General features: G+C 41.1%; 19 protein-coding genes. 5 read left to right on the forward strand and 14 right to left on the reverse strand.

Translation table 11 applies throughout. From position 1 onward, the window contains the following. Window positions 1-24 precede the first annotated feature (24 nt). The 12 genes from KQP93_RS14825 to radC all read right to left on the reverse strand — a co-directional run bounded on the left by KQP93_RS14825 (window position 25) and on the right by radC (window position 6,897). The gene (locus KQP93_RS14825) at window positions 25-1,773 is read right to left on the reverse strand and encodes a DUF7305 domain-containing protein (protein WP_254907683.1); all 1,749 of its coding nucleotides are present in this window, start codon (window positions 1,771-1,773) and stop codon (window positions 25-27) included. Continuing rightward, the gene (locus KQP93_RS14830; RefSeq protein WP_217875023.1) at window positions 1,766-2,290 is read right to left on the reverse strand and encodes a prepilin-type N-terminal cleavage/methylation domain-containing protein; all 525 of its coding nucleotides are present in this window, start codon (window positions 2,288-2,290) and stop codon (window positions 1,766-1,768) included. The genes KQP93_RS14825 and KQP93_RS14830 overlap by 8 nt, the downstream gene beginning before the upstream one ends. Next, on the reverse strand, window positions 2,287-2,688 hold the full coding sequence (locus tag KQP93_RS14835) for a type IV pilus modification PilV family protein (protein WP_217875024.1): 402 nt from the start codon (window positions 2,686-2,688) through the stop codon (window positions 2,287-2,289). The genes KQP93_RS14830 and KQP93_RS14835 overlap by 4 nt, the downstream gene beginning before the upstream one ends. Then, a complete protein-coding gene (locus KQP93_RS14840) occupies window positions 2,685-3,137 on the reverse strand; it encodes a GspH/FimT family pseudopilin (protein ID WP_217875025.1) in 453 nt (150 codons plus the stop codon). The genes KQP93_RS14835 and KQP93_RS14840 overlap by 4 nt, the downstream gene beginning before the upstream one ends. A 5-nt stretch (window positions 3,138-3,142) precedes the next feature. After that, window positions 3,143-3,574 carry a type IV pilin protein gene (locus KQP93_RS14845; protein ID WP_308200367.1) on the reverse strand — a complete coding sequence of 144 codons (432 nt, stop codon included), beginning with the start codon at window positions 3,572-3,574 and terminating at the stop codon, window positions 3,143-3,145. Between the two features lie 303 nt (window positions 3,575-3,877). After that, complete coding sequence (gene rplI, locus KQP93_RS14850; protein WP_054554192.1) at window positions 3,878-4,330, reverse strand: 50S ribosomal protein L9; 453 nt, start codon at window positions 4,328-4,330, stop codon at window positions 3,878-3,880. Between the two features lie 35 nt (window positions 4,331-4,365). Next, the gene (gene rpsR / locus KQP93_RS14855) at window positions 4,366-4,593 is read right to left on the reverse strand and encodes a 30S ribosomal protein S18 (RefSeq protein WP_002962753.1); all 228 of its coding nucleotides are present in this window, start codon (window positions 4,591-4,593) and stop codon (window positions 4,366-4,368) included. Window positions 4,594-4,605: 12 nt separating this feature from the next. Beyond that, window positions 4,606-4,908, reverse strand: coding sequence for a primosomal replication protein N (gene priB, locus KQP93_RS14860; RefSeq protein ID WP_135926322.1), 303 nt, complete (start codon window positions 4,906-4,908; stop codon window positions 4,606-4,608). A 67-nt stretch (window positions 4,909-4,975) separates the two neighbouring features. Then, window positions 4,976-5,317 carry a 30S ribosomal protein S6 gene (rpsF, locus tag KQP93_RS14865; RefSeq protein ID WP_135926189.1) on the reverse strand — a complete coding sequence of 114 codons (342 nt, stop codon included), beginning with the start codon at window positions 5,315-5,317 and terminating at the stop codon, window positions 4,976-4,978. A 228-nt stretch (window positions 5,318-5,545) separates the two neighbouring features. Further along, window positions 5,546-5,701 (reverse strand): 50S ribosomal protein L33, encoded by a 156-nt coding sequence (rpmG, locus tag KQP93_RS14870; protein ID WP_022946036.1) that lies wholly within the window; start codon window positions 5,699-5,701, stop codon window positions 5,546-5,548. Between the two features lie 11 nt (window positions 5,702-5,712). Beyond that, window positions 5,713-5,949 (reverse strand): 50S ribosomal protein L28, encoded by a 237-nt coding sequence (gene rpmB / locus KQP93_RS14875; RefSeq protein WP_036973115.1) that lies wholly within the window; start codon window positions 5,947-5,949, stop codon window positions 5,713-5,715. A gap of 273 nt (window positions 5,950-6,222) precedes the next feature. Then, a complete protein-coding gene (radC, locus tag KQP93_RS14880) occupies window positions 6,223-6,897 on the reverse strand; it encodes a RadC family protein (protein WP_217875026.1) in 675 nt (224 codons plus the stop codon). A 144-nt stretch (window positions 6,898-7,041) separates the two neighbouring features. Between radC and coaBC the strand changes: the two genes are divergently transcribed. The 5 genes from coaBC (at window position 7,042) to KQP93_RS14905 (ending at window position 16,242) form a co-directional block, all read left to right on the forward strand. After that, a complete protein-coding gene (coaBC, locus tag KQP93_RS14885) occupies window positions 7,042-8,235 on the forward strand; it encodes a bifunctional phosphopantothenoylcysteine decarboxylase/phosphopantothenate--cysteine ligase CoaBC (protein WP_217875027.1) in 1,194 nt (397 codons plus the stop codon). A gap of 112 nt (window positions 8,236-8,347) precedes the next feature. Continuing rightward, window positions 8,348-8,935 (forward strand): nucleoid occlusion factor SlmA, encoded by a 588-nt coding sequence (gene slmA / locus KQP93_RS14890; protein WP_054554189.1) that lies wholly within the window; start codon window positions 8,348-8,350, stop codon window positions 8,933-8,935. A gap of 316 nt (window positions 8,936-9,251) precedes the next feature. Beyond that, the gene (locus KQP93_RS14895; protein WP_217875028.1) at window positions 9,252-12,005 is read left to right on the forward strand and encodes an alpha/beta hydrolase family protein; all 2,754 of its coding nucleotides are present in this window, start codon (window positions 9,252-9,254) and stop codon (window positions 12,003-12,005) included. Window positions 12,006-12,194: 189 nt separating this feature from the next. Further along, the gene (gene katG / locus KQP93_RS14900) at window positions 12,195-14,408 is read left to right on the forward strand and encodes a catalase/peroxidase HPI (RefSeq protein ID WP_217875029.1); all 2,214 of its coding nucleotides are present in this window, start codon (window positions 12,195-12,197) and stop codon (window positions 14,406-14,408) included. 136 nt (window positions 14,409-14,544) lie between these two features. Next, entirely contained in the window at window positions 14,545-16,242 is a 1,698-nt protein-coding gene (locus KQP93_RS14905) for a diguanylate cyclase (protein WP_217875030.1), read from the forward strand. Between the two features lie 51 nt (window positions 16,243-16,293). Here the strand turns inward: KQP93_RS14905 and KQP93_RS14910 are convergent, their stop codons facing one another. Further along, window positions 16,294-17,559, reverse strand: a complete 1,266-nt coding sequence (locus tag KQP93_RS14910) for a sensor domain-containing protein (RefSeq protein WP_217875031.1) — start codon at window positions 17,557-17,559, stop codon at window positions 16,294-16,296. A 554-nt stretch (window positions 17,560-18,113) separates the two neighbouring features. Continuing rightward, window positions 18,114-20,609, reverse strand: coding sequence for a dGTP triphosphohydrolase (gene dgt, locus KQP93_RS14915; protein WP_217875032.1), 2,496 nt, complete (start codon window positions 20,607-20,609; stop codon window positions 18,114-18,116). Between the last annotated feature and the right edge of the window lie 340 nt (window positions 20,610-20,949).

The raw sequence follows: 20,949 nt of genomic DNA on the forward strand, positions 1-20,949 counted from the left end.
CACAATTTTATTTGGGGCTTTGCGTTATTCTCCAGGTGATGCTTCGCTTTCTTCTTCAGTTGTTTCTGTGGTTTTGTAGCTCCAACCTAAAAATACGATGCGTGCCGAAGAAGCAGGCGAGCCACCATTTTGTACTTGTAATAAACCTGCATCATAGTGAGCACCACTGCCCCCTGATGCAGTAATTGTTGAGCCACGTACACTACCAAACAGCTCGCCACTGCCCGATAGCTTCACTGTTGTCAAAGGTGCATAAATAGCCGCATATAAATTCGCAGCACCACTAAATTGCACACCATTTACACCATTAAATGATGAATAAAATGATAACGACGGATGGCCACTGGTGGTTAATCCTTCCTGCTCAGTAATGACTTTTGCTCCTGCACCAATATTTACTTTTCCGGTTAATAACACTGTTAAGCTGCTGTCTTTTTTGATTGTTAAACTGGTATCCCCTTCCATCGAAAAGTCGCCATCAATCAGTAAAATAACATCACCACCAGAAACTTCCATTTTGCCGTCACTGGTCATTTTGAGCCTATCAAGTGCAAAGATATACTCTTTACTGTTACTGCCATTAGCTTGGTTTTGCGCTTTAGAGTTAAACAAGAAAACATCGGCAAGGCTTGGCAAAATAACTTGGCTACCACCGCTACTAAAAAAGCCCCTTTCAGTATTAAGTTTAAATTGTTGCGTAGGACCAATCGAAACAGAACTATAACTGCTCACTTGGTCTGTGATGTCTGTCATTTTCTCTGGCAAAATTAACGGGTCGCAGCTGGTGTCTGGATTTGTAGGGTCATAATCGGGCGCGGTTGGGTCAGCAACGGTTATAGGCTCAACATTCGGGTTTACGTTAAACTTGCTATCACTGTAGTGCACACCATCTTGTTGATTATTGTAGGTGTCTTTAAAATCGCCTGAGCCGCCATACATAATATCCAACGCTTCGTCTTGGCTATTAGTGATGAATGTTGACCACTGCATTTTTGCATCACCATTCGCTCGCACAACCCCCGAAACAGTTCCGCCGCGATGGGTATAATAACCTCGGGTATAGACATTACCGTCAACACGTAAACCACTGCCAGGAGAAATATAAACGCCGGTATTTGAATGGATATTACCAATAATTGGTGATGAACCATTTAAGTAGATAACCCCGGTTGCTTTTACATCGCCTTTTATCGGTGAATGGCCCGATAGCACCACATCTGAATCACCAGTAATCGTTGAAACATCACCATCATTAGATTTGGTTTCTTCATAGGTGCCTTTGCTCGAATCGTAACTATCGATACTGCCACTACCCGACAAGTTAACCCCTTTACAGCCCACCATCGCATTAGTGAAAATAGAGCTGCCTTTCGCGCCTTGTACTGCAAAACGGGCGACTAAGTTACTTTGTGCGTCACCATCAAATCGTTGCCCTAAGCTTGCAATTTCAAGCTCACCGGCAGCATTTTGACTTAAACTGGCATTAAAAATGGCATCATCAGCGATAACACCAGAGCCCGATGCGTTACTGGTTTTACTGATCAAATCTTCAACCGCTAATACACCTTCGTCATTCAAGGTTTGTTGCAATAACTTAGCTTGTTCAAACACACCTTTTTCTGCCAATAAGCGGCTGTTTAATTTCTTTTGAAAGTTACCACTTAAGCGCTCTTGAACAATGTTTTCACGCAGCGAACTAAGCACCACAATGCTGGCCATACTGGTTAAGATCAACACTGTAATTAGGGTGAAACCATTTTGCTTGTTATACACTGCCAGCTCCGTATGCTTTGACTAATATTGCATTGGTTAAGGCAATATCAATATTAATGCCATTGCCAAATTGAGCAGGTAAATCATTTGGCTTTACAGTAACGGTTACAAGCTCCCCGGTGATATCAAATGACAAAGTTTCGATACCTGTCAGTAATCGCTCTGAGGCAGCACCATCGAGTGAACACATTAAGTTGCCACCATTTAAGCTATATACTTCAACCACCTGCGCAGTTGTCGCAGAGCCATCACAGGCAATGACCCCGCTAGGCTGAGTAATAGTAATCGTGCTTTTATCTGCACTGATGATCGGTGTTAGTTGTGTTTGCTTTATGCTGCGGTTGAATACTTTACTGGTATAGCGAATTACTTCTTGCGCGTTTTCAAGCTCTTTACTCACTTCAATCGTGCTTTTAATCGCTGAGTAAGACAAGCTTACTCCCGCTAATAAAAACGCGCCAGCTGCCAATGCCACCATCAATTCTACTAAGGTAAAACCCTGAACGCGTTTATTCATGAGCACACCGCCGTTAAATCAGGGAAACTGGCATTTAGACTAATTTGATTTTCTGCATTGTCTGTCATGCGCTTATCGACCCAAGCCACATTCACTTGCATATCATCACTGTAAGTAGCTGGGATCGTCAGCTGATAATCACTGACTTGTGGCGCGAGCGAAGCTCTAAATGTCGCGTCTTGAAAAAGTGTGGTATTGGTTTTTTGAATTTCACAAATACGCGGCCACAAACGCTCAATGGTATTTTGCCCTTGAATAAGTGACACGGTGTAATTAAAGCTATTGGTTGCATATTGCAGCGATTTCAGCTGCGCTGCCGCCAACCCCAGTAATGCAATGCCAGCAATCACCACTGAAATCATCACTTCTAATAATGAAAAGCCTGCCTGCTTATTCATGCACATCCTCGCTGTGAATTTTCTACTAACCAGTTTTGGCCACTTTTAAGCACACACATCACGTAATCTGTGGTATTTGTATGCTCATCTTTAACTAGAATTTCAGCTTGTTTATCAACTTCGCCACTGGCAGTAATGGCCAATGCGACTAAGTTGACGGTAACACCGCTTTTTGTGACCGAAAATTCTTTTAAAACCGTGTCTACCCCGCCCTCGTTGAAGGTCACTTGCCAACTATTATTACTGACAACTAGGTTAATAGGTTTGTCGCGTTTGACCGCTTCACTACGTGCAAATTTATAGGCGCTATTTAATTGATTTGCAGTTGTTACCACGCGATCTTGCAAAATTTGCTGACTAAAAGACGGAAAAGCAAGGGCTGCCATAATGCCAATAACACTCAGCACAACCATTAACTCAATTAAGGTAAACCCTGCAATTCGACGCAATTGTGTTACTCCCAGCAATCACTAAATGAAGCGCTATAACTACCATCATGTTTAACGGTTAAGTCACCACAGCGATCACTTGCTTGCGCCGAACCCGATTTAGGAGCGGCTTTTAAACTGTAGCCACGATTTTTAAAATCGCTTACAGCACCTGATACTTTATCTGTTGCTGTGTAGGTAAAGGTGTAATAGTCAGTATTTTGAGTTGCAAATGCATTGGGATAGCCGCCATTTCGTGAATAAATACGTTCAAGGCTGGCGCTGTATTGCAGTAACTCTTGTTGAATGTCAGCACGGCGACTACGTTGCATGTGCTCAGTGTAAGCAGGAAGTGCTACGCTATACAGAATCCCCAAAATAGCGATCACGATAAGAATTTCTACTAATGTAAAGCCTGTTTGTTTACCCATTCCATGTGGTACTAATGCACTTTTCAACCTCAACCCCTTAATACTTTTTAACCAGCACAATATAAATGACAGCGTTGTCAGTGTCAATTTTAACCAATTTACTTTTACTCATTCGATTATACTAATAAGAAAAATAAAATTAAGAAAAAAGAATGCATGTTTGTAAAATAGGTAAGATTATAGGATTGGTATTTATGTGTTTAAAATGTAGAAAGCAATGCTATTGAATGATCATAGAAGAAGCAATAGCGGTACAAAATGCTACAATTTATAAATTTCAGGCACAAAAAAGCCGCACCTAAGTGCGGCCTTTTTTACTTAATATTGCTATTAAGCTTCAGCGATAACGATTACTTTGATAGTAGCCGATACGTCTGAGTGTACTGCGATTGCTACGTCAAATTCGCCAGTCTCACGGATAGTACCTAGAGGTAAACGAACTTCTGATTTAGCAACTTCAACGCCAACAGCTGAAATAGCTTCAGCGATGTCGCGAGTACCGATAGAACCGAATAACTTGCCTTCGTCACCAGCTTTAGAAACTAGTGTAACTTCAGCTAATGCTTCTAACTTGTCAGCGCGAGCTTGAGCAGCAGCTAGATCTTCAGCGATCTTAGCTTCTAAATCAGCACGACGTGCTTCGAAAGTTTCGATGTTAGCTTTAGTTGCAGGAACTGCCTTACCTTGTGGGAAAAGGAAGTTACGTGCGAAGCCAGATTTAACTACAACCTGGTCACCTAGGCCACCTAGGTTTGCGATCTTGTCTAGTAGAATAACTTGCATGTCTCTACACCTTTTAAAAACTGTTAATCCGCTGCTTACTTATGTAAGTCAGTGTATGGAAGAAGGGCTAAGTAGCGAGCACGCTTGATAGCAGTTGCTAGCTGACGCTGATATTTAGCGCTAGTACCTGTGATACGGCTAGGTACGATTTTGCCACTTTCTGTAACATAGTTTCTAAGAGTAGCTAGATCTTTATAATCGATTTGTTGTACGCCTTCCGCTTTAAAGCGGCAGAACTTACGACGTCTGAAATAACGTGCCATGAGTAAAATTCCTCAAAAAATTCTTTCTATATGTTGAGCATGCAAGACCAATTGGCTTAAGCCGTTTCGACCTTCGTGACGGTTTAAAAACCCCGTCACCTGCACTTGGTGCCCAACGTGCAATTGTTGAGTCTGTTGTTGCAATGGCGTGCCGCTGGCAACAACTTGAAGCCTGACATAACTATTACGGTTAAGGTCTGCTTCAACTTGCATCGATTTATGTTCAAGAACAAAAATACAATGCGGTATACCAGCAGGGCTTTGACTATATTTTGGGGTTTTACATACAACCCCAGATAGTGTCAGCTGATTCATATAAGGATTAAGCGGTTGGCTCATCTTTTTGTCTCAACTGCAAGCGCCATGCTTGAACTCAAAACGATTAAGCAGCTGGTGCTTCTTTCTTCTCTTCTTTCGCAAGAGGAGATGCTTCAGTTACAGCGTCTTTAGTACGCATAACTAAGTTACGAAGCACTGCATCGTTGTAGCGGAAAGTAGTTTCTAGCTCGCTGATTACTTCAGTAGGTGCTTCAACGTTCATAAGAACATAATGAGCTTTGTGAAGCTTGTCGATTGGGTAAGCCAATTGACGACGGCCCCAGTCTTCAAGACGGTGGATAGTACCACCAGCTTCAGTGATAGAACCAGTATAACGTTCGATCATACCAGCTACTTGCTCACTCTGATCAGGGTGAACCATGAATACGATTTCGTAATGACGCATGGATATTCCTTACGGTTAATAGAGCCTTCTACCGTTTCGGCCAGTCGGTTTAAGGCAAGGAATTAAATTTAATAAGCCGAAATGAGCGCGCATTTTACGCTTAGATTGATAATTAAGCAAGATAAAACAGCAAGCCAAGCTAGATAATTGTGCTCTAATAAGATTTTCTAAGCGCTAAAAACAAAAAACCCAGCCGAGGCTGGGTTTTTGAGATTCTGAAAACTAAAATTACTTGATTTTAGCTTCTTTGAAAATCACGTGTTTACGAGCTTTAGGATCGTATTTTTTGATTTCCATTTTTTCAGGCATGTTACGCTTGTTCTTGTCGGTAGTGTAGAAAAAACCAGTACCAGCAGTTGAAACTAAACGGATCTTATCGCGCATGATTCAGTTCCTTAAACTTTTTCGCCACGAGCACGGATTTCTGTAAGAACCGCGTCGATGCCTTTTTTATCGATAATACGCATACCTTTAGTAGTAGTGCGTAGTGTTACAAAACGTTTTTCACTTTCAACCCAAAAACGGTGAGTTTGTAGGTTAGGTAGGAAACGACGTTTAGTCGCGTTTCTCGCGTGTGAACGGTGGTTACCAACCGCTGGACGCTTACCTGTAACTTGACATACTTTAGACATGTCTATATATCTCCAATAACTTCGCTCGAGCTTAATTTTCCCTTAGGCCAGTATTTGTGCCCCGGGATAAATCGAAGGGCGCTCTTTATACAGCTTATACAGGCAAAGATCAAGTAACAGATCTTATCCAATCAGCTCATGTGTAAATTTGATAGCGGCTAATTATAAAGATCGAATGCCCTTAGGGAAAGTAAAAACTGCATTTAAATTAAACTAATTTCTAAAATCGCCCTAAACTGCTCATTTTTAACACACTCTCTTATACACTTAGCTCTATATAAGCCCTCTTTCAGCAAACGAAACACAGTTTTCACCTCCCACTATGATGTGATCCAGCACATTTATGTCAATTAAGGCTAAGGCTTGCTGTAATTTTGTAGTGATTAATTTATCGGCCTGACTAGGTTCAGCAACCCCACTTGGGTGGTTATGAGCAAGTATGAGTGCCGCCGCATTATTACGCAGTGCTGCTTTAACAACTTCGCGTGGGTACACAGAAGCTGCATTTATAGTGCCGTAAAAAAGCACTTCGTCTTTAATTAGCTGGTTTTGACTATCTAAGTACAGCACCATAAATACTTCTTGCTGTAAGCCTCGCAGCTGAATAGTTAAATAGTCATACACGGCTTGCGGCGAATTAAATAATGCCTCGCGTTTACATTGCTCAAGCATATAGCGCCGGCTTAATTCAAGTACCGCTTGCAACTGAACATACTTAGCCGCCCCTAAGCCCTTTTGTGCGCAGAATTCTTGTTCGCTCGCGTTAAACAAGTTTTGCAATGTACTATTTATACTGAGTAAATGCTCTGCAAGCTCAATAGCATTCATGCCCGGCACGCCTGTGCGTAAAAATATTGCTAATAGCTCTGCATCTGAGAGTGCTTTGGCGCCCTGGGCAAGTAACTTCTCCCGCGGCCTTGCTGATAAAGGTAGATCGGTTAATGGCATTGCTTCATCCTTAAAACAACTATTCCACTTATTAAACTGTACTATAAAATTTAGTTTTTTCCTGTCTGTATAAAAGAAAACTTCATGCTATAGGTAAAGATTTGCTATCGTTAGCCCATATCGACAAAGGTTAAATTTCACGTAATGAAAAAATCAGTAAATAAAAAAATCCTGCTAGGTATGAGTGGTGGTATTGCAGCCTATAAATGCGCAGAACTTGTTCGCCGTTTAAAAGATCAAGGCTGTGAAGTAAAAGTCGTCATGACCGACTCAGCCAAACACTTTATTACTCCTTTAACTATGCAAGCGGTAAGCGGTGAGATTGTTTCTGATTCATTACTCGACCCAGCAGCAGAAGCCGCGATGGGTCATATCGAATTTGCCAAATGGGCCGACCTTATTTTAGTTGCCCCTGCAACCAGTAATATTTTAGCGAAAATGGCAATGGGTATTGCCGATGATTTACTAACAACACTTCTATTAGCCACCCCTGCAAAAGTGGCTGTAGCACCAGCCATGAACCAACAAATGTATGCCCACCCTGCTACACAAGCAAATATTGCCACACTTCGCGAACGCGGCGTGGCTATTTGGGGCCCTGGTAAAGGCGAGCAAGCCTGTGGTGATGTAGGCGCAGGACGCATGTTAGAGCCTCATGAGTTAGTCGCACTTTGTACACAACCTGAAGTTGAGCCATTACTTGCCGGCAAAACCATTACTATTACAGCAGGACCAACCCGAGAAGCCCTCGACCCTGTTCGTTATATCTCTAACCACAGCTCTGGCAAAATGGGTTATGCCCTTGCCGAGGCTGCACTTGCTTTAGGTGCAAAGGTCAACCTAATTTCCGGCCCCGTGACAATTAAAGCACCTGCTAATGCCCTGCTTACTACTATTGAAAGTGCAGAACAATTACTCACTGCCTCAATGGAGCTAGCCGTGCAATCAGATGCCTTTATAGGCTGTGCAGCAGTAGCCGATTACCGTGCAGAAGCAATTCATGAGCAAAAGATGAAAAAGCAAGGCGATGAACTAACCCTTACTTTAGTTAAGAACCCAGATGTTATCGCTAACGTCGCTGCGCTTAGCGAAAACCGCCCTTATACCGTTGGCTTTGCGGCAGAAACTCAAGATGTTGCAAGCTATGCACAAGGTAAATTAAAGAATAAAAACCTCGATATGATCTGCGCAAATGACGTATCAAAAGAAGGCCTTGGCTTTAATTCTGATCATAATGCTTTAACACTCTTCTGGCACAATGAGCAGCTAGATTTAGCAATGGGAAGTAAAAAAGATTTAGCCATGAGCGTAATGACTGAGCTTGCCAAGCGTTTGTAAAAATGCTGGAAAGAAACTGAATAAAACATTAACATAAGCCACTCATTTGCACAAAAAATGGCTTGTCTGACTCCCAACAGCGCAAGTAATAAATTATAAGAAAGGAATGGTCATGCCTGCGACAAAAAGAAGTAATCGCAAAGAGCAGATTCTGCAAGCACTCGCACAAATGTTAGAAACCAGCCCAGGTCAACGTATCACCACCGCAAAGCTCGCGGCTGAGGTAGGTGTGTCTGAAGCTGCGTTATATCGCCATTTTCCGAGTAAAGCACGGATGTTTGAGGGCCTAATCGAGTTTATTGAAGATACCCTGTTATCACGCATTAACCTCATTTTAGAAAATGAGAAAGAAAGCCAAACACGTGTATACAATATTTTGCTGTTATTGTTAGCTTTTGCCGAGAAAAACCCGGGCATTACCCGCATTTTGACTGGTGATGCCTTACAAGGTGAACAAGAGCGTTTACGTGAACGTGTACAAGGCTTATTTGAAAAGCTAGAAACTCAGTTCAAGCAAGTGCTACGCGAACGCAAACTTCGCGAAGGTAAAGCATTCCAGTCAGACGAAAGCACCCTAGCCAACTTCTTACTCGCCTATGTAGAAGGTAAGATGAATCAATTCGTGCGCAGCGACTTTAAAGCAAAACCAAGTGCACAATTTGAAAAACAATGGCCAGAGCTACAGAAGATTTGGTTGTAGTGAGTTGCTAAGGGAAGAGTAAAGTTGGAGCTGTCAGCCTTCAGCCGTCAGCTATCAGATTGAATTCCAAACAGTTAGCGAGCTTCTAGGGGAAAGAGCAAAGTTAGCAGGCTGCTTTCTAACTTTCCTCATTCTTTTCTCATTCACTTCTCTTTGTGCAATTTTTTCGCGTGAAATAAATTTCACGCCTACAAGCTTTAATCTCGCTAACTTTCCCCTTCCACCTCCCCAAACACGCCACTTATCGTATCTACTCGAATTGTTTATTAAAAACGCTACACTGGGTGCATCAATTTAAAAACAACGAGAAAGATAAATGAAAGCGCAATTATCACTTTTGAGCTTAGCCTTGGTGACAAGCCTTGGTAGTGCACAAGTTAGTGCAAAAGAAGCTCTGCAATTTAAAGACGTGTTTGATTTTAAATATGCAAAAGGCACCCAACTTTCTGAAGATGGCCAAATTCTTAGCTTTAGTGCCGACCCGTATCGCGGTAATGCACAAGGTTTGGTTTATACATTAAACAGCAACACCTTGCTAACTAGCGTTGTGCGCGGTACTCGCCCAACTATTAATAAAGCAGCAAACTGGGTGGCTTTTACTCAGGTACCAAGCTTACTTGAAAAAGAAACCACCAAGAAAAAAGATGAGCTAAAAAACAACCTTGTTTTAGTGAGTACTAAAAATGGTGAGCAACAAACGTTTAACGATGTAAAAGACTACGCGTTATCGGATGATGGTGTATGGCTTGCTTACCGACTCGATAAGAAAGCAGATAAAAAAGACGACCAAGAAAAAGACGAAAACAGCAGCGAAATCAAGCCAGACAAAAAAGACAAAAGCTTTGATTTAGTGCTTGTTAACCTTCAAAACAAAACCACTCACACCGTAAATAATGTATTCAGCTATGCGATTAGCAGCACCGGAGAGCAGTTATTAGCAAGCCAAAGCTACAGTAATGGTGCCGACAACCAAGTTGTATTAGTTGCGCTTAATAATGACTTTGCAACGAGTGTACTGATTGATGAGCCGGGCGTTGTGGCAAACAAAATTGCTTGGCAGCCAAACAGCAATACCGCAGCGCTGTTAATTGGTAATTATGTGAATGATGATACACGCCGTCGTGATCACAGCTTACAGCTTTTACAAAACGGGGCGCTTTCAACCATTCACTCTGCAGATAGCAGTTGGACTATTGGCAAAACAGCATCGCTAAAATGGTCTGAAGATGGTGCTCGTTTATACTTTGAAAACCACCCTAAACTCGCTGCAAAAGTTGCCGCAAAAGAATACAAAGATGAAGCTTCTTTATATGATTTCGATACCATTCGCGACCAAAAAGGCCTTAACGTTTGGCACAACAAAGACGCTGAAATTAAGCCACGCGAAGAGCAGCAATGGAACAAAGCGAATAAGCTTCGTCACTACCAAGCGGTATATCATGTAAATGGTCAGCAAGTTGTGCAGTTAAGCACGCCGAATATGCCTGAGGTTTCACTTAATACTCATCGCGAAGCGCTATTAGGCTATTCAGACCGACCTTACCTAGAACGTGTTATGTATGGCGGTTTTTACGCAGATTACTTCAGCGTTGATGTTAAAACCGGTAAACAAACCGCTATTGTCAGCGACTATCCGTTTAGACCAAGCCTTGCGCCAAATGGTCAATTTGCGGCATTTTTCCAAGACAGCCAAGTACAGCTCAAAGATTTAGGTAACAACAAGGTTTCGAGCTTATCTAAAGCAATTAAAGCTATTTTTGCTGATGATAAACATGACTACCCATCACCTCAGCCGGGTTATGGTTTTGCTGGCTGGTTAAACGATAGCAGCCAAGTACTGGTTTACAGTAAATTTGATATTTGGGCTTTTGATGTCGCAACACAAAAAGCAACGCGCCTAACCCAAGGTAAAGAAACCAATACCCAATATCGTGTTATTAAACTTGATAAAGACCAAGTGGGCTTTGCCAAAGACGAAACATTATTACTAAGCGCAACCAACCTGCAAGATAAGCAAACTGAAATTGCTAAGCTTGATTTAACAAGCAATAAAGTAAGCAAAGTACTTTCGGGTAAAAAGCGCTATGATGTGGTGAAAAAGGCAAAAAATGCCGACAAATACCTATTTACTGCGCAAACATATCAGCAATTCCCTGATTACTATCAAACTGATTTCAGCTTCAAAAAGCCACAGCGTGTTACCAATCTAAACCCACAAATTAGCAACTTTGCATGGGGTGAAAAACCTGAGCTTATTAGCTATAAAGGGTTTGATGGTGAAGACTTACAAGGCGTATTAATCAAACCTGCGGGCTACAAAAAAGGCGATAAGGTTCCGGTGGTTGTGTACTTCTACCGCTATATGAGCCAACGCATGTATGACTTCCCGAAAATGGAGTTAAATCATCGCCCTAACTTCCCAATGTTTACCTCAAATGGTTATGCGATTTTCTTACCTGATATCCGTTTTGAAATTGGCCATCCGGGTAAATCGTCAACCCAAACGATGATCAACGCCACTCAAAAGTTAATTGATTTAGGCATTGCTGATCCAGATAAAATTGGTTTACAAGGTCACTCATGGGCAGGCTACCAAAGCGCCTTTATGATCACTCAAACAGATATGTTTAAGGCGGTTGTATCGGGTGCGCCAGTATCTAATATGACCAGTGCTTATAGTGGTATTCGCTTAAAATCAGGCCTTGCGCGTCAGTTCCAATACGAAACAGGTCAAAGCCGCATTGGTAAAACGTTATTCGAAGCGCCAGAGCTATACATCGAAAATTCACCAGTGTTCTTCGCAGATAAGGTGAACACCCCAATTCTGATTATGTTTGGCGACAAAGATGATGCTGTGCCATGGCACGAAGGTGTTCAATACTACCTAGCGCTTCGCCGTGCGGGTAAAGATGCCACCTTCTTACAATACGAAGGTGAACCACATCACCTGAAGAAATTCCCTAACCAAGTGGATTTCTCAGTACGCATGATGGAATATTTTGATCACTACTTAAAAGGCAAACCAGCCGCTGAGTGGATCAAAAACGGCGCACCCTTTATTGAAGAATAAGCAATAAGCTGAATTTAAGCTGACTGCACACCTCCTCCAGAGCCAGCATTTTTGCTGGCTTTATTCTATAAAATCAATCAAACCATCTATTTTTTCGATTTTATCAATCGATTTAAACCCCAGTTTGTAAGTGGAAAGTTAACCAGAACAAATCTATATTTCATCCAACTTCTAACTGGAGACTACACAATGTTTAAGAAATCAACGTCAGCTTTGTCTAAAGTAGCTGTTGCGGTATCACTGTTGGTGGCAACAGGCGTACAAGCTACAAACGACATCAAATCAAACCAATTCTGGTGGCCAGAGCAATTAGATCTTAGCCAACTTCGTGCCCATGGCGCAGAGTCTGATCCTATGGGTCCTTACTTTGATTACAAAAAAGAATTCTTAAAGTTAGACCTAAACACAGTGAAAGCTGATATTGAGAAAGTATTGACTGATTCTCAAGATTGGTGGCCTGCTGACTACGGTCACTATGGTCCGTTCTTCATCCGTATGGCGTGGCACGCATCAGGTACGTACCGTACTTTTGATGGCCGTGGTGGCGCAGGCGGTGGTCAACAACGTTTCGACCCATTAAACAGCTGGCCTGATAACGCGAACCTTGATAAGGCGCGTCGTTTACTTTGGCCTATAAAACAAAAATACGGTCGCAGCATTTCTTGGGCTGACTTAATGGCGTTAACAGGTAACGTTGCACTTGAATCAATGGGCTTCAAAACCTTCGGTTATGCCGGTGGTCGTGAAGACGATTGGGAGCCAGATTACGTATACTGGGGCCCTGAAGGCAAAATGTTAACTGACGAACGTCGTGACAAAAAAGGTAAACTTAAAGGCCCATTAGCGGCAGTAGAGATGGGCTTAATCTATGTAAACCCAGAAGGCCCTCACGGCAACCCTGATCCACTTCTAGCAGCAGAAGACATTCGTTTATCATTCGGCCGCATGGCAATGAACGATGAAGAAATCGTTGCGCTAATCGCCGGTGGTCACAGCTTTGGTAAAGCACACGGCGCGAAAAAAGCGACGTGTTTAGACAAAGAGCCAGCAGCTGCAGGTATTGAAGAGCAAGGTTTAGGTTGGAAAAACAAATGTGGTAAAGGTCACTCTGAAGATACCATCACTTCAGGTCTTGAAGGTGCATGGACAGTGACACCAACACGTTGGTCAATCAACTACCTACAAAACTTATTCAGCTTTGAGTGGGTTAAAACTAAGAGCCCTGCAGGTGCGACTCAGTGGATCCCAGAAAATGGTCAAGCGTCTAACCTAGTGCCAGATGCGCATATTAAAGGTAAGCGTCATGCACCTATCATGTTCACAACTGATATCGCGTTAAAAGCAGATCCTGAGTTCCGTAAGATCTCACAGCGTTTCTTAAACGACCCGAAAGAGTTCGAACTGGCATTTGCTAAAGCATGGTTCAAACTAAACCACCGCGATATGGGCCCACGTGCTCGTTACCTAGGTGACTTAGTGCCAGAAGAAGTATTAATTTGGCAAGACTACATCCCTGCGGTTGACCACAAACTAGTTGATAGCAAAGATATCGCGTCACTTAAAGCTAGCATCTTAGATTCAGGTTTATCTGTATCTGAACTAGTGCGTGTTGCTTGGGCATCAGCAGCAAGCTACCGCGACACAGATATGCGTGGTGGTGCAAACGGTGCACGTATTCGCTTTGCTCCGCAAAAAGATTGGCCGGTAAACAACCCGAAAGAAGTAGCTAAAGTACTTAGCAAACTTGAGAAAATCCAAACTAAGTTCAACAAAAAAGCATCTGGCGGTAAAGAAATTTCACTAGCAGATATGATTGTTCTTGGTGGTGCGGCTGCAATCGAAAAAGCAGCAAGCGACGCAGGTTTCTCTATCGCAGTACCGTTCAAGCCAGGTCGTATGGACGCGTCATTAGAAATGACTGACGTTGAATCATTCGAAGTACTTGAGCCAACGGCAGATGCGTTCCGTAACTACTACAGCTCAGCATGGAAATCACCGGCTGAAATGTTAGTTGAACGTGCTGATTTACTAAGCTTATCAGTACCAGAAATGACTGCATTACTAGGTGGTATGCGTGCCCTTAACGCGAATACTGACCAAACTAAACACGGTGTATTCACGAAAAAGCCTGGCACATTAAGCAACGATTTCTTCGTTAACCTATTAGATATGTCAACGAAGTGGTCTAAGTCTTCTGAAGAAGGTGTTTACGAAGGCCGTGACCGTCAGTCAGGCAAACTTAAGTGGACAGCAACACCAGTAGATTTAATCTTCGGTTCAAACTCAGAGCTACGTTCAATTGCTGAAGTGTATGCCTCTGACGATGCTAAACAAAAGTTCGTTGATGACTTCGTAGCAGCATGGACTAAAGTAATGACGCTAGATCGTTTCGACCTACGTTAATTCTTATTTTCGCAACCAACAAAGCCGCTAAATTAGCGGCTTTTTTTATTTTCGTTGATAATTTACTCGACAAGGCAGCGGTTTACGTTAAAAATAAAACTTTATTATTATATTTATTTGGACACAGGCATTAGGGATGATTGCGCGTTTTTTACTGCTTTTTGTTATCTACTCATTATGCCTAAGCATGACGACCCAAAGCCGTGCAGATAACTCCCCGATTGTTAATATCGAACAACGTAGCGTTGACCTCACTCAATTTGCTATGAGCTATTTTATTGATAGCACTGGTGCCATGGCTCTTTCGCAAGTTCAGCAGCAAAATTTTACCAACAGTCAAAACGAGCTTACTTTGGGCACTAACGCTAAAACGACGTGGTCAAAAATAGTTATAAAAAATAGCTACAGCGATACCCTACGCTTATTTGTGCATAACCCAGATGCCTATCATTTAGAAGAAGTCAGCTTTTACGAAACGCAATCAGCACAACTGATAAACCAATCGGTTATACAACTTGATAAAACAGGCCCTAAAGCCAATATGTTTGGTGGCAGTGCCGTGTTTTCGTTTTATATTGCCCCCAACCAACAAAAAACAATTTACGTAAAAAGCGTGACCTTTTCACATCAGTGGTTTGCATTAGCTATTTTTGATGAAGAGCATTCAAAGCGAGCCCTTGTCGGGAATGGTAATTACATTGCGCTACTTGTCGGGATGATGTTAGCGCTAATGATTTATAACTTCTTCTTGTATTTATCGGCACGTAAAATCGAGAACATTGTTTACGCGCTGTATCTTATCTCTGGCACGGTGTGGGTGGCGCTATCTTATGGTGTTGCTGCTAACTTCTTTGGTATTTTTAGTGCCGAGCTACTACAGCTCAATTCTAACTTACTGAGCATGCCAAGCTTTTTAGTTATTTTTGTCATGCTCATTTTCGAAACCAAAAAGCATTACCCTAAAGAGCATATCGCGCTGTCGATTATTTTGTTCCTACTGGTTGCTGACTTTATCTATAGCTTGTTCGATATTGTGGGGGCATTAAAACCTGCCAGCAGCTTAGCAGCTTTAATGATGACGGTGACATTTGGAGTATCTATTTCGCTGTGGCGCAAAGGTAACACACTGGCAAAATACTTTTTGCTCGGCCACTCTATGTTCGTTATTTTTAATATGCTGGCGGTGCTTTATTACAAGGGGATCAGCGACGCAAACGTGATTAATAGCCACGGTGTAGGCATAGGTATTTTGCTCGAAGCGTTAATGATGGCGTTTATTCTTTCTTATCGAATTAAGAGCCTCGAAAAAATTAAAGCACAGCAAACTGAGCTCAATCGCTTGGTCGATACAGATCCTATGACAGGCCTTTACAACCGCCGTTACTTTGACAGAAAAAGTGAGGAATTGATTGCTGCGATGGCAAGTAATCAGCAAGAGTTAACCCTCCTAATTGCTGATCTCGACCACTTCAAAAACATCAACGACACATATGGTCACGATGTTGGCGATAAAGTCATTATCGCATTTGCCAACATACTCACCTCAGAGCAAGGCCTTGCTGATATAGCCTGCCGTTACGGCGGCGAAGAGTTTGTGTTACTACTCAATTGTAACCTACTTGATGCCAAGCAAGTTGCCGAGCGAATTCGCCAAAAAGCCCAAGAAACCTACATCACCATTGATGAGGTGCAAACCGTGCAATTTACCGTGAGTATTGGTGTACACAGCGTAGCTCATGCTTCAACAACCGTGAAAGAAACCCTCACCATTGCCGACAAAGCATTGTATAAAGCGAAAAGTAACGGCCGTAATTGTGTTGAAGTGGCTGCTTGAGGAGAAAGTTTCAAGTTTCAAGTTTCAGAGCAACTTAAGGCGTTAAAACCATTAGCTGAAATGAATGATGGTTGTTCCGGGTTGCTTTTTAGCTTGGTACATAGCCGCATCCGCTTCTTCAATTAGCTGGTTTGCTGCATACACACCATCGCCGAGAAAATGCGCTGTCACACCGATACTTGCTGTGACTTCAATTGACTTACCTTTACAACTAAAAGGGGCTGAAAATTGATCCGCTATTTTATGTGCCAAGCGATTCAGAATCGTCGTGTTAGTTACGCCTGAAATAGCCACTAAAAACTCATCTCCCCCCATTCTTATCACATAATCGGTACTTCTGACGGCAGCTTTAAGTTGCTTTGCAACCCATACCAAAACTTCATCGCCTAGTGCATGACCATGCTGATCGTTGATTTGTTTAAACTCATCTAAGTCGATATAAATAAAGCCCATTCCCTCAGCCACATCACCATTTTCACTAAATATATCATTTAATAATTGCTCTAGATAACGACGGTTCGGTAATTGAGTAAGCGGGTCAAGGTTAGCAAGCTCAATCAAAGCCTGCTCTTTATTTTTTCGAGCTGAAATGTCACGGACAATCGCAAGAAGATAGCTTTTCCCTTGGTGGTCGATATGACAAACACTCACTTCTGTAGGAAAAACCTGACCATCTTTTTGTTTTAAGCTCGACTCAAAAATAGTGGTTTCTTGAGCTTTTATACGCACCACCCTTTCTTGCCATTTAGCCTTGGTATCGTAGTCAGGGTTAATGTCTGGAATGGTTAGTTTTAAAAGCTCCTCCTTTTCATAACCTAAGCACCTATAAGCAAATTGATTACAATTAAGGATTTGACCAAACTGAGGGTTTGCAACAAAGATGGCATCATTCGATTTATCAACCAAATAGGTCAGCAAAATATCCGCGGCCGCCTCTTTATTGACTGTTGTTAAGTCAATAATTTGCGAAATATAACGCACAACATTACCGTCATTATCCATCTCAGCAACAATATTCAGCTGACAATAAATAGCATGACCCAACTTATGCATGTAACGCTTTTCGATTTGTAGGGGCTGCTCAGGAAACTGGTTAAGCTTGGCACGAATAATTTTATTTAACTCTCTGTCATCAGCATGAGTTATAACAACATCATCTGCGTACACTTCATCGCCTTCGTAACCTAATAGTTGTTTTAGTGCCGGGTTTGCATATTCGAGTTTACCGCTAGGCGAGGAAACAATGACAGGGATAGGTGTAATTTCTATTAACCGATAAATAGGATTAACAAACATCTGCACGTCATTAAGTTTCATGGGTAACTCGAGTCCAATACATTATTACTACTCAGTAAAATGAAATAATAGACTATAAATCGGAAGTTAGCTTTAAGCGGGGAGCTGGAACTTTCGATCATGTCGGTCGTTATTTGTGATGCTAGTGTCTAGTACCTAACTTATCCAGTACGACTCCATCTTTATTCCATATAACACTAATAAATGTATGTGCAGAAATTAAATTACATGTAAGCAAAACAATATGTTTCTCTGAAAAACCTTTGTTACCTGCAGTATACAGCTACATAAGCTTAAATAAATTTGACAGCTCACTTGATAGTTGCAAATTGACGACGATCACACAGAGGTAAAGCACTCCCCTGAATAATAAGAAAATATATGACTCTAAGCAATTAACTAAATAAGTGAGAACTTCACTGGAAGGAAAAGCTGCTTTTTATTTTATAACTTAAGTTCATAGTAAGCAGTTATACGAAAGCACGGAATAAATAACAATCCCAGTTACTCACTAAAATTGATAATATAAACTTCAAAATGAAGCTTACATTATCAACAATCACATTTATACAAAATCAAAATTTACTAGTTAGTAACTCTCGGTGCAATTGATTGCATTTATTGTCGGAAAAACTAGCAACGTAGTCTTTTGCAATTACTAAGTCGTATATTGGTATCCCATTTAGCTTTGCCGTACTAAAGTCTATCATGAAGTTCAAAGGCAGAAATGAAGTAAAGTTTTCAGGGATATTTACTTTAGGGCAGTCTGACTCATAATGTTTCATATAGCCAGAAGTCCTCAGCCGTTCATGCTCTTTACGAAATCTTTCATCAATGTATTCTGGGAATAAGGTGAAAAGAATTACAAGCTCTGTTACAACTTTTGAAGCCTTCAAGTTAGCCGTTATGACCCTAGGATCGCGATGTAACCTTCTTACTTGTATCTTTTCCCAAATTTCACTCATATCAGCCATAATCTCTCGACTATGATAAATACAATAATCATCAGCATTCCGAACTTCATTTATAGAAGTTAATGAACTAATTCGCTTAGATGACTCAAGAATGATATCTTCCATCAATAATTTAATTATAGCTCCCCGCTGCTCAATAAATTTCAGATAAAGAATATCATCGCTTTTCATTCTGAAATCGATTGGAGAGCGGTGAAATAATCTGCAGTACATAAGGTCTTGATGAGATATTGCTCCTAAACGAATTCCATCCTCAATATCAGACAGTAAATACGATATTTTATCCGCAGCTCTTACAGCTTGTCCCTCAAGATGACTAAAACCCGAACATTTCAAATATTCTTTGTGTTTAGATTTATCCCAAACATCTTTATGGCTCCCCACACCGCCGGAATGACAATAGGTATGCTTTAAAATACAGTCACAAACCTCTGGTGTAAGATTTAGCCCGTTATGAATTTCAAAAGCACTATTTTGATAGGATCCTTCTAAATACCTAACTACATCAACCCCATGTTCATAATGATTAAAACCACACGCAACCCCAAGAGCAACAAACAAGCGATCAATAGCATTTTCTCCAGCGTGGCCGAAAGGTGTATGACCAACATCATGTGCCAAGGCACCAGCCTCCACTAAATCATTATTCAAACCAAAACTGTTTGATATTGTTGTAGCAAGCTGCATCACTTCAATACTATGAGCTAAGCGCTGCCTTAAATTCTCATCTTGATCTAATGGGAATAGCTGGGTTTTGTCTGCTAACTTTCTAAAACCACTTGACCAAATTACTCGATCTCGATCACGTTGAAACTCAATTCGAAACCCATCAGTTTTACTTCCATACTCTCTAGCACTTGGTTGAGAAGCCCACTGGCTATGAGAAGAATCATTTATTTCTTTTATTTTTCTGGCTGTTCGACGGACATCACCATCCGCATGTCGACTCCATAACTCCAGCAATTCATCATGTTTTTCAACTATATTCTTTATTTCTTGATATTCAGGTTGAAGAGCCTCTATAGTTTCTGCCTTCGATTTCCCATCAGACCAACATGAAAGCACATTTTCTACCACATTCAAGTCTTCAAATTGAAAACCATCTTTTTTAGAAGTCCAAACATTCACTTCCTCTTTATGTTCTCTCCGACTAATACTTTCTTTAAACCCCTCAGAACGTCGAGGGCCCACACCGGTTACTATATTTTTTTCTTCTAAAAAAACTCGAAAGATTGACTGACTGCCTTCTCTTGAGAAACTACGTATTAAATTATTTCTCCCCCCTGAAAATGCTAATTCTTTATTACCCTTTACCTGAATAACAAGAAGGTCAGAAGCTCTCCAAGGCTGGCTGGACATATCTAGTTTTTTCTCTTTAAATGAAATACCTTCAAACTCAGGTACAATATATTTAAAGGATGACTTTTCAATACAAAGTACTTCATGACCACTACCTTTCAACCATTCTATTAACTCTTTTCGTTCGTCAGAAATACTTGCCCGGGTAAGAACTTGAGGAATAGAACAATAAATTAAACCTCCATCTTTAGTTGCCTTAATAGACCGAGATAAGAAAGCTTCAAAATATTCTTTGTACCATGGAGGATCAATGATAGTTAAATCAAATTTATTATGAAGTTCTTGAGGAAGTTCATCAAAAATATCATAGTGCTGACTTTCGTTTTTGTCCCCGTAAGTTTTTTTAAATAATTTGATTATATCAAGATCAATGTCTAGAAGTGTGGCATCTACTCCATAAGAGTTGAGTGCGGAAGCAATGGTTGGGGTTCCAATACATAAAACCTTAGCATTATCATGTGAGCTTAAAACTTTACCAACAAACTCTTCCTGTGAACCTAGCGTATACCACCATTGATAATAGAGAGGGTTAGGTGCAGGTAAATTAAAGAAAAACTTATTCCTGTAATCCAAAGAAGCAATATTTTCACTTTTACCATTATCTCCCATCTCCTTCATTTGCATTTCTACATCACTAGGAGAAGCACCTTCGCAATAAGGAACAATTTCCTCTAAGGTTTTAAACCCTTGATTTCTTAAGTATTGAATTCTGAGTCTTAATTGCTTTTCCCAGACCATACTACTCTCCATGATTCATAATTAAATTTCAATGGAATCATACATTAAATTGTATTATCGAGTAAGCTCATATCAAACAACCTTACCTAAGTGTGCAATTTTCACGAAAATTAACAATAAAACTCATAGGATCAGGTCTTTCTTTTTGCCACTACCTCGCCCATGGCATCAGAAAATAATTTAGCTTAACCCCAATGGTTTTACTTAACTACTTATCACCAATCATATGCATGAAAAATAAATGGGTAACCTTATAGTTGTCTAGTTTTAGGTGCTAGTTTTGGGTCTAGGCGCAAATATAAGATATAGAGTTTCTTCTTTGAGTCTCTGTTTATTAAAA

It is taken from the genome of Pseudoalteromonas shioyasakiensis (genome assembly GCF_019134595.1).
Classification (GTDB): Bacteria; Pseudomonadota; Gammaproteobacteria; order Enterobacterales; family Alteromonadaceae; genus Pseudoalteromonas; species Pseudoalteromonas shioyasakiensis_A.

Excerpts from the sequence above, each read along its gene's own strand:
- rplI (WP_054554192.1), bottom strand. The coding sequence starts at position 4,330 with ATGCAAGTTATTCTACTAGACAAGATCGCAAACCTAGGTGGCCTAGGT.
- KQP93_RS14835 (WP_217875024.1), bottom strand. The coding sequence starts at position 2,688 with ATGAATAAGCAGGCAGGCTTTTCATTATTAGAAGTGATGATTTCAGTG.
- dgt (WP_217875032.1), bottom strand. The coding sequence starts at position 20,609 with ATGGTCTGGGAAAAGCAATTAAGACTCAGAATTCAATACTTAAGAAAT.
- coaBC (WP_217875027.1), top strand. The coding sequence starts at position 7,042 with ATGAAAAAATCAGTAAATAAAAAAATCCTGCTAGGTATGAGTGGTGGT.
- rpmG (WP_022946036.1), bottom strand. The coding sequence starts at position 5,701 with ATGCGCGATAAGATCCGTTTAGTTTCAACTGCTGGTACTGGTTTTTTC.
- priB (WP_135926322.1), bottom strand. The coding sequence starts at position 4,908 with ATGAATCAGCTGACACTATCTGGGGTTGTATGTAAAACCCCAAAATAT.
- KQP93_RS14910 (WP_217875031.1), bottom strand. The coding sequence starts at position 17,559 with ATGAAACTTAATGACGTGCAGATGTTTGTTAATCCTATTTATCGGTTA.
- radC (WP_217875026.1), bottom strand. The coding sequence starts at position 6,897 with ATGCCATTAACCGATCTACCTTTATCAGCAAGGCCGCGGGAGAAGTTA.
- rpmB (WP_036973115.1), bottom strand. The coding sequence starts at position 5,949 with ATGTCTAAAGTATGTCAAGTTACAGGTAAGCGTCCAGCGGTTGGTAAC.
- KQP93_RS14830 (WP_217875023.1), bottom strand. The coding sequence starts at position 2,290 with ATGAATAAACGCGTTCAGGGTTTTACCTTAGTAGAATTGATGGTGGCA.
- rpsF (WP_135926189.1), bottom strand. The coding sequence starts at position 5,317 with ATGCGTCATTACGAAATCGTATTCATGGTTCACCCTGATCAGAGTGAG.
- katG (WP_217875029.1), top strand. The coding sequence starts at position 12,195 with ATGTTTAAGAAATCAACGTCAGCTTTGTCTAAAGTAGCTGTTGCGGTA.
- slmA (WP_054554189.1), top strand. The coding sequence starts at position 8,348 with ATGCCTGCGACAAAAAGAAGTAATCGCAAAGAGCAGATTCTGCAAGCA.
- KQP93_RS14905 (WP_217875030.1), top strand. The coding sequence starts at position 14,545 with ATGATTGCGCGTTTTTTACTGCTTTTTGTTATCTACTCATTATGCCTA.
- rpsR (WP_002962753.1), bottom strand. The coding sequence starts at position 4,593 with ATGGCACGTTATTTCAGACGTCGTAAGTTCTGCCGCTTTAAAGCGGAA.
- KQP93_RS14895 (WP_217875028.1), top strand. The coding sequence starts at position 9,252 with ATGAAAGCGCAATTATCACTTTTGAGCTTAGCCTTGGTGACAAGCCTT.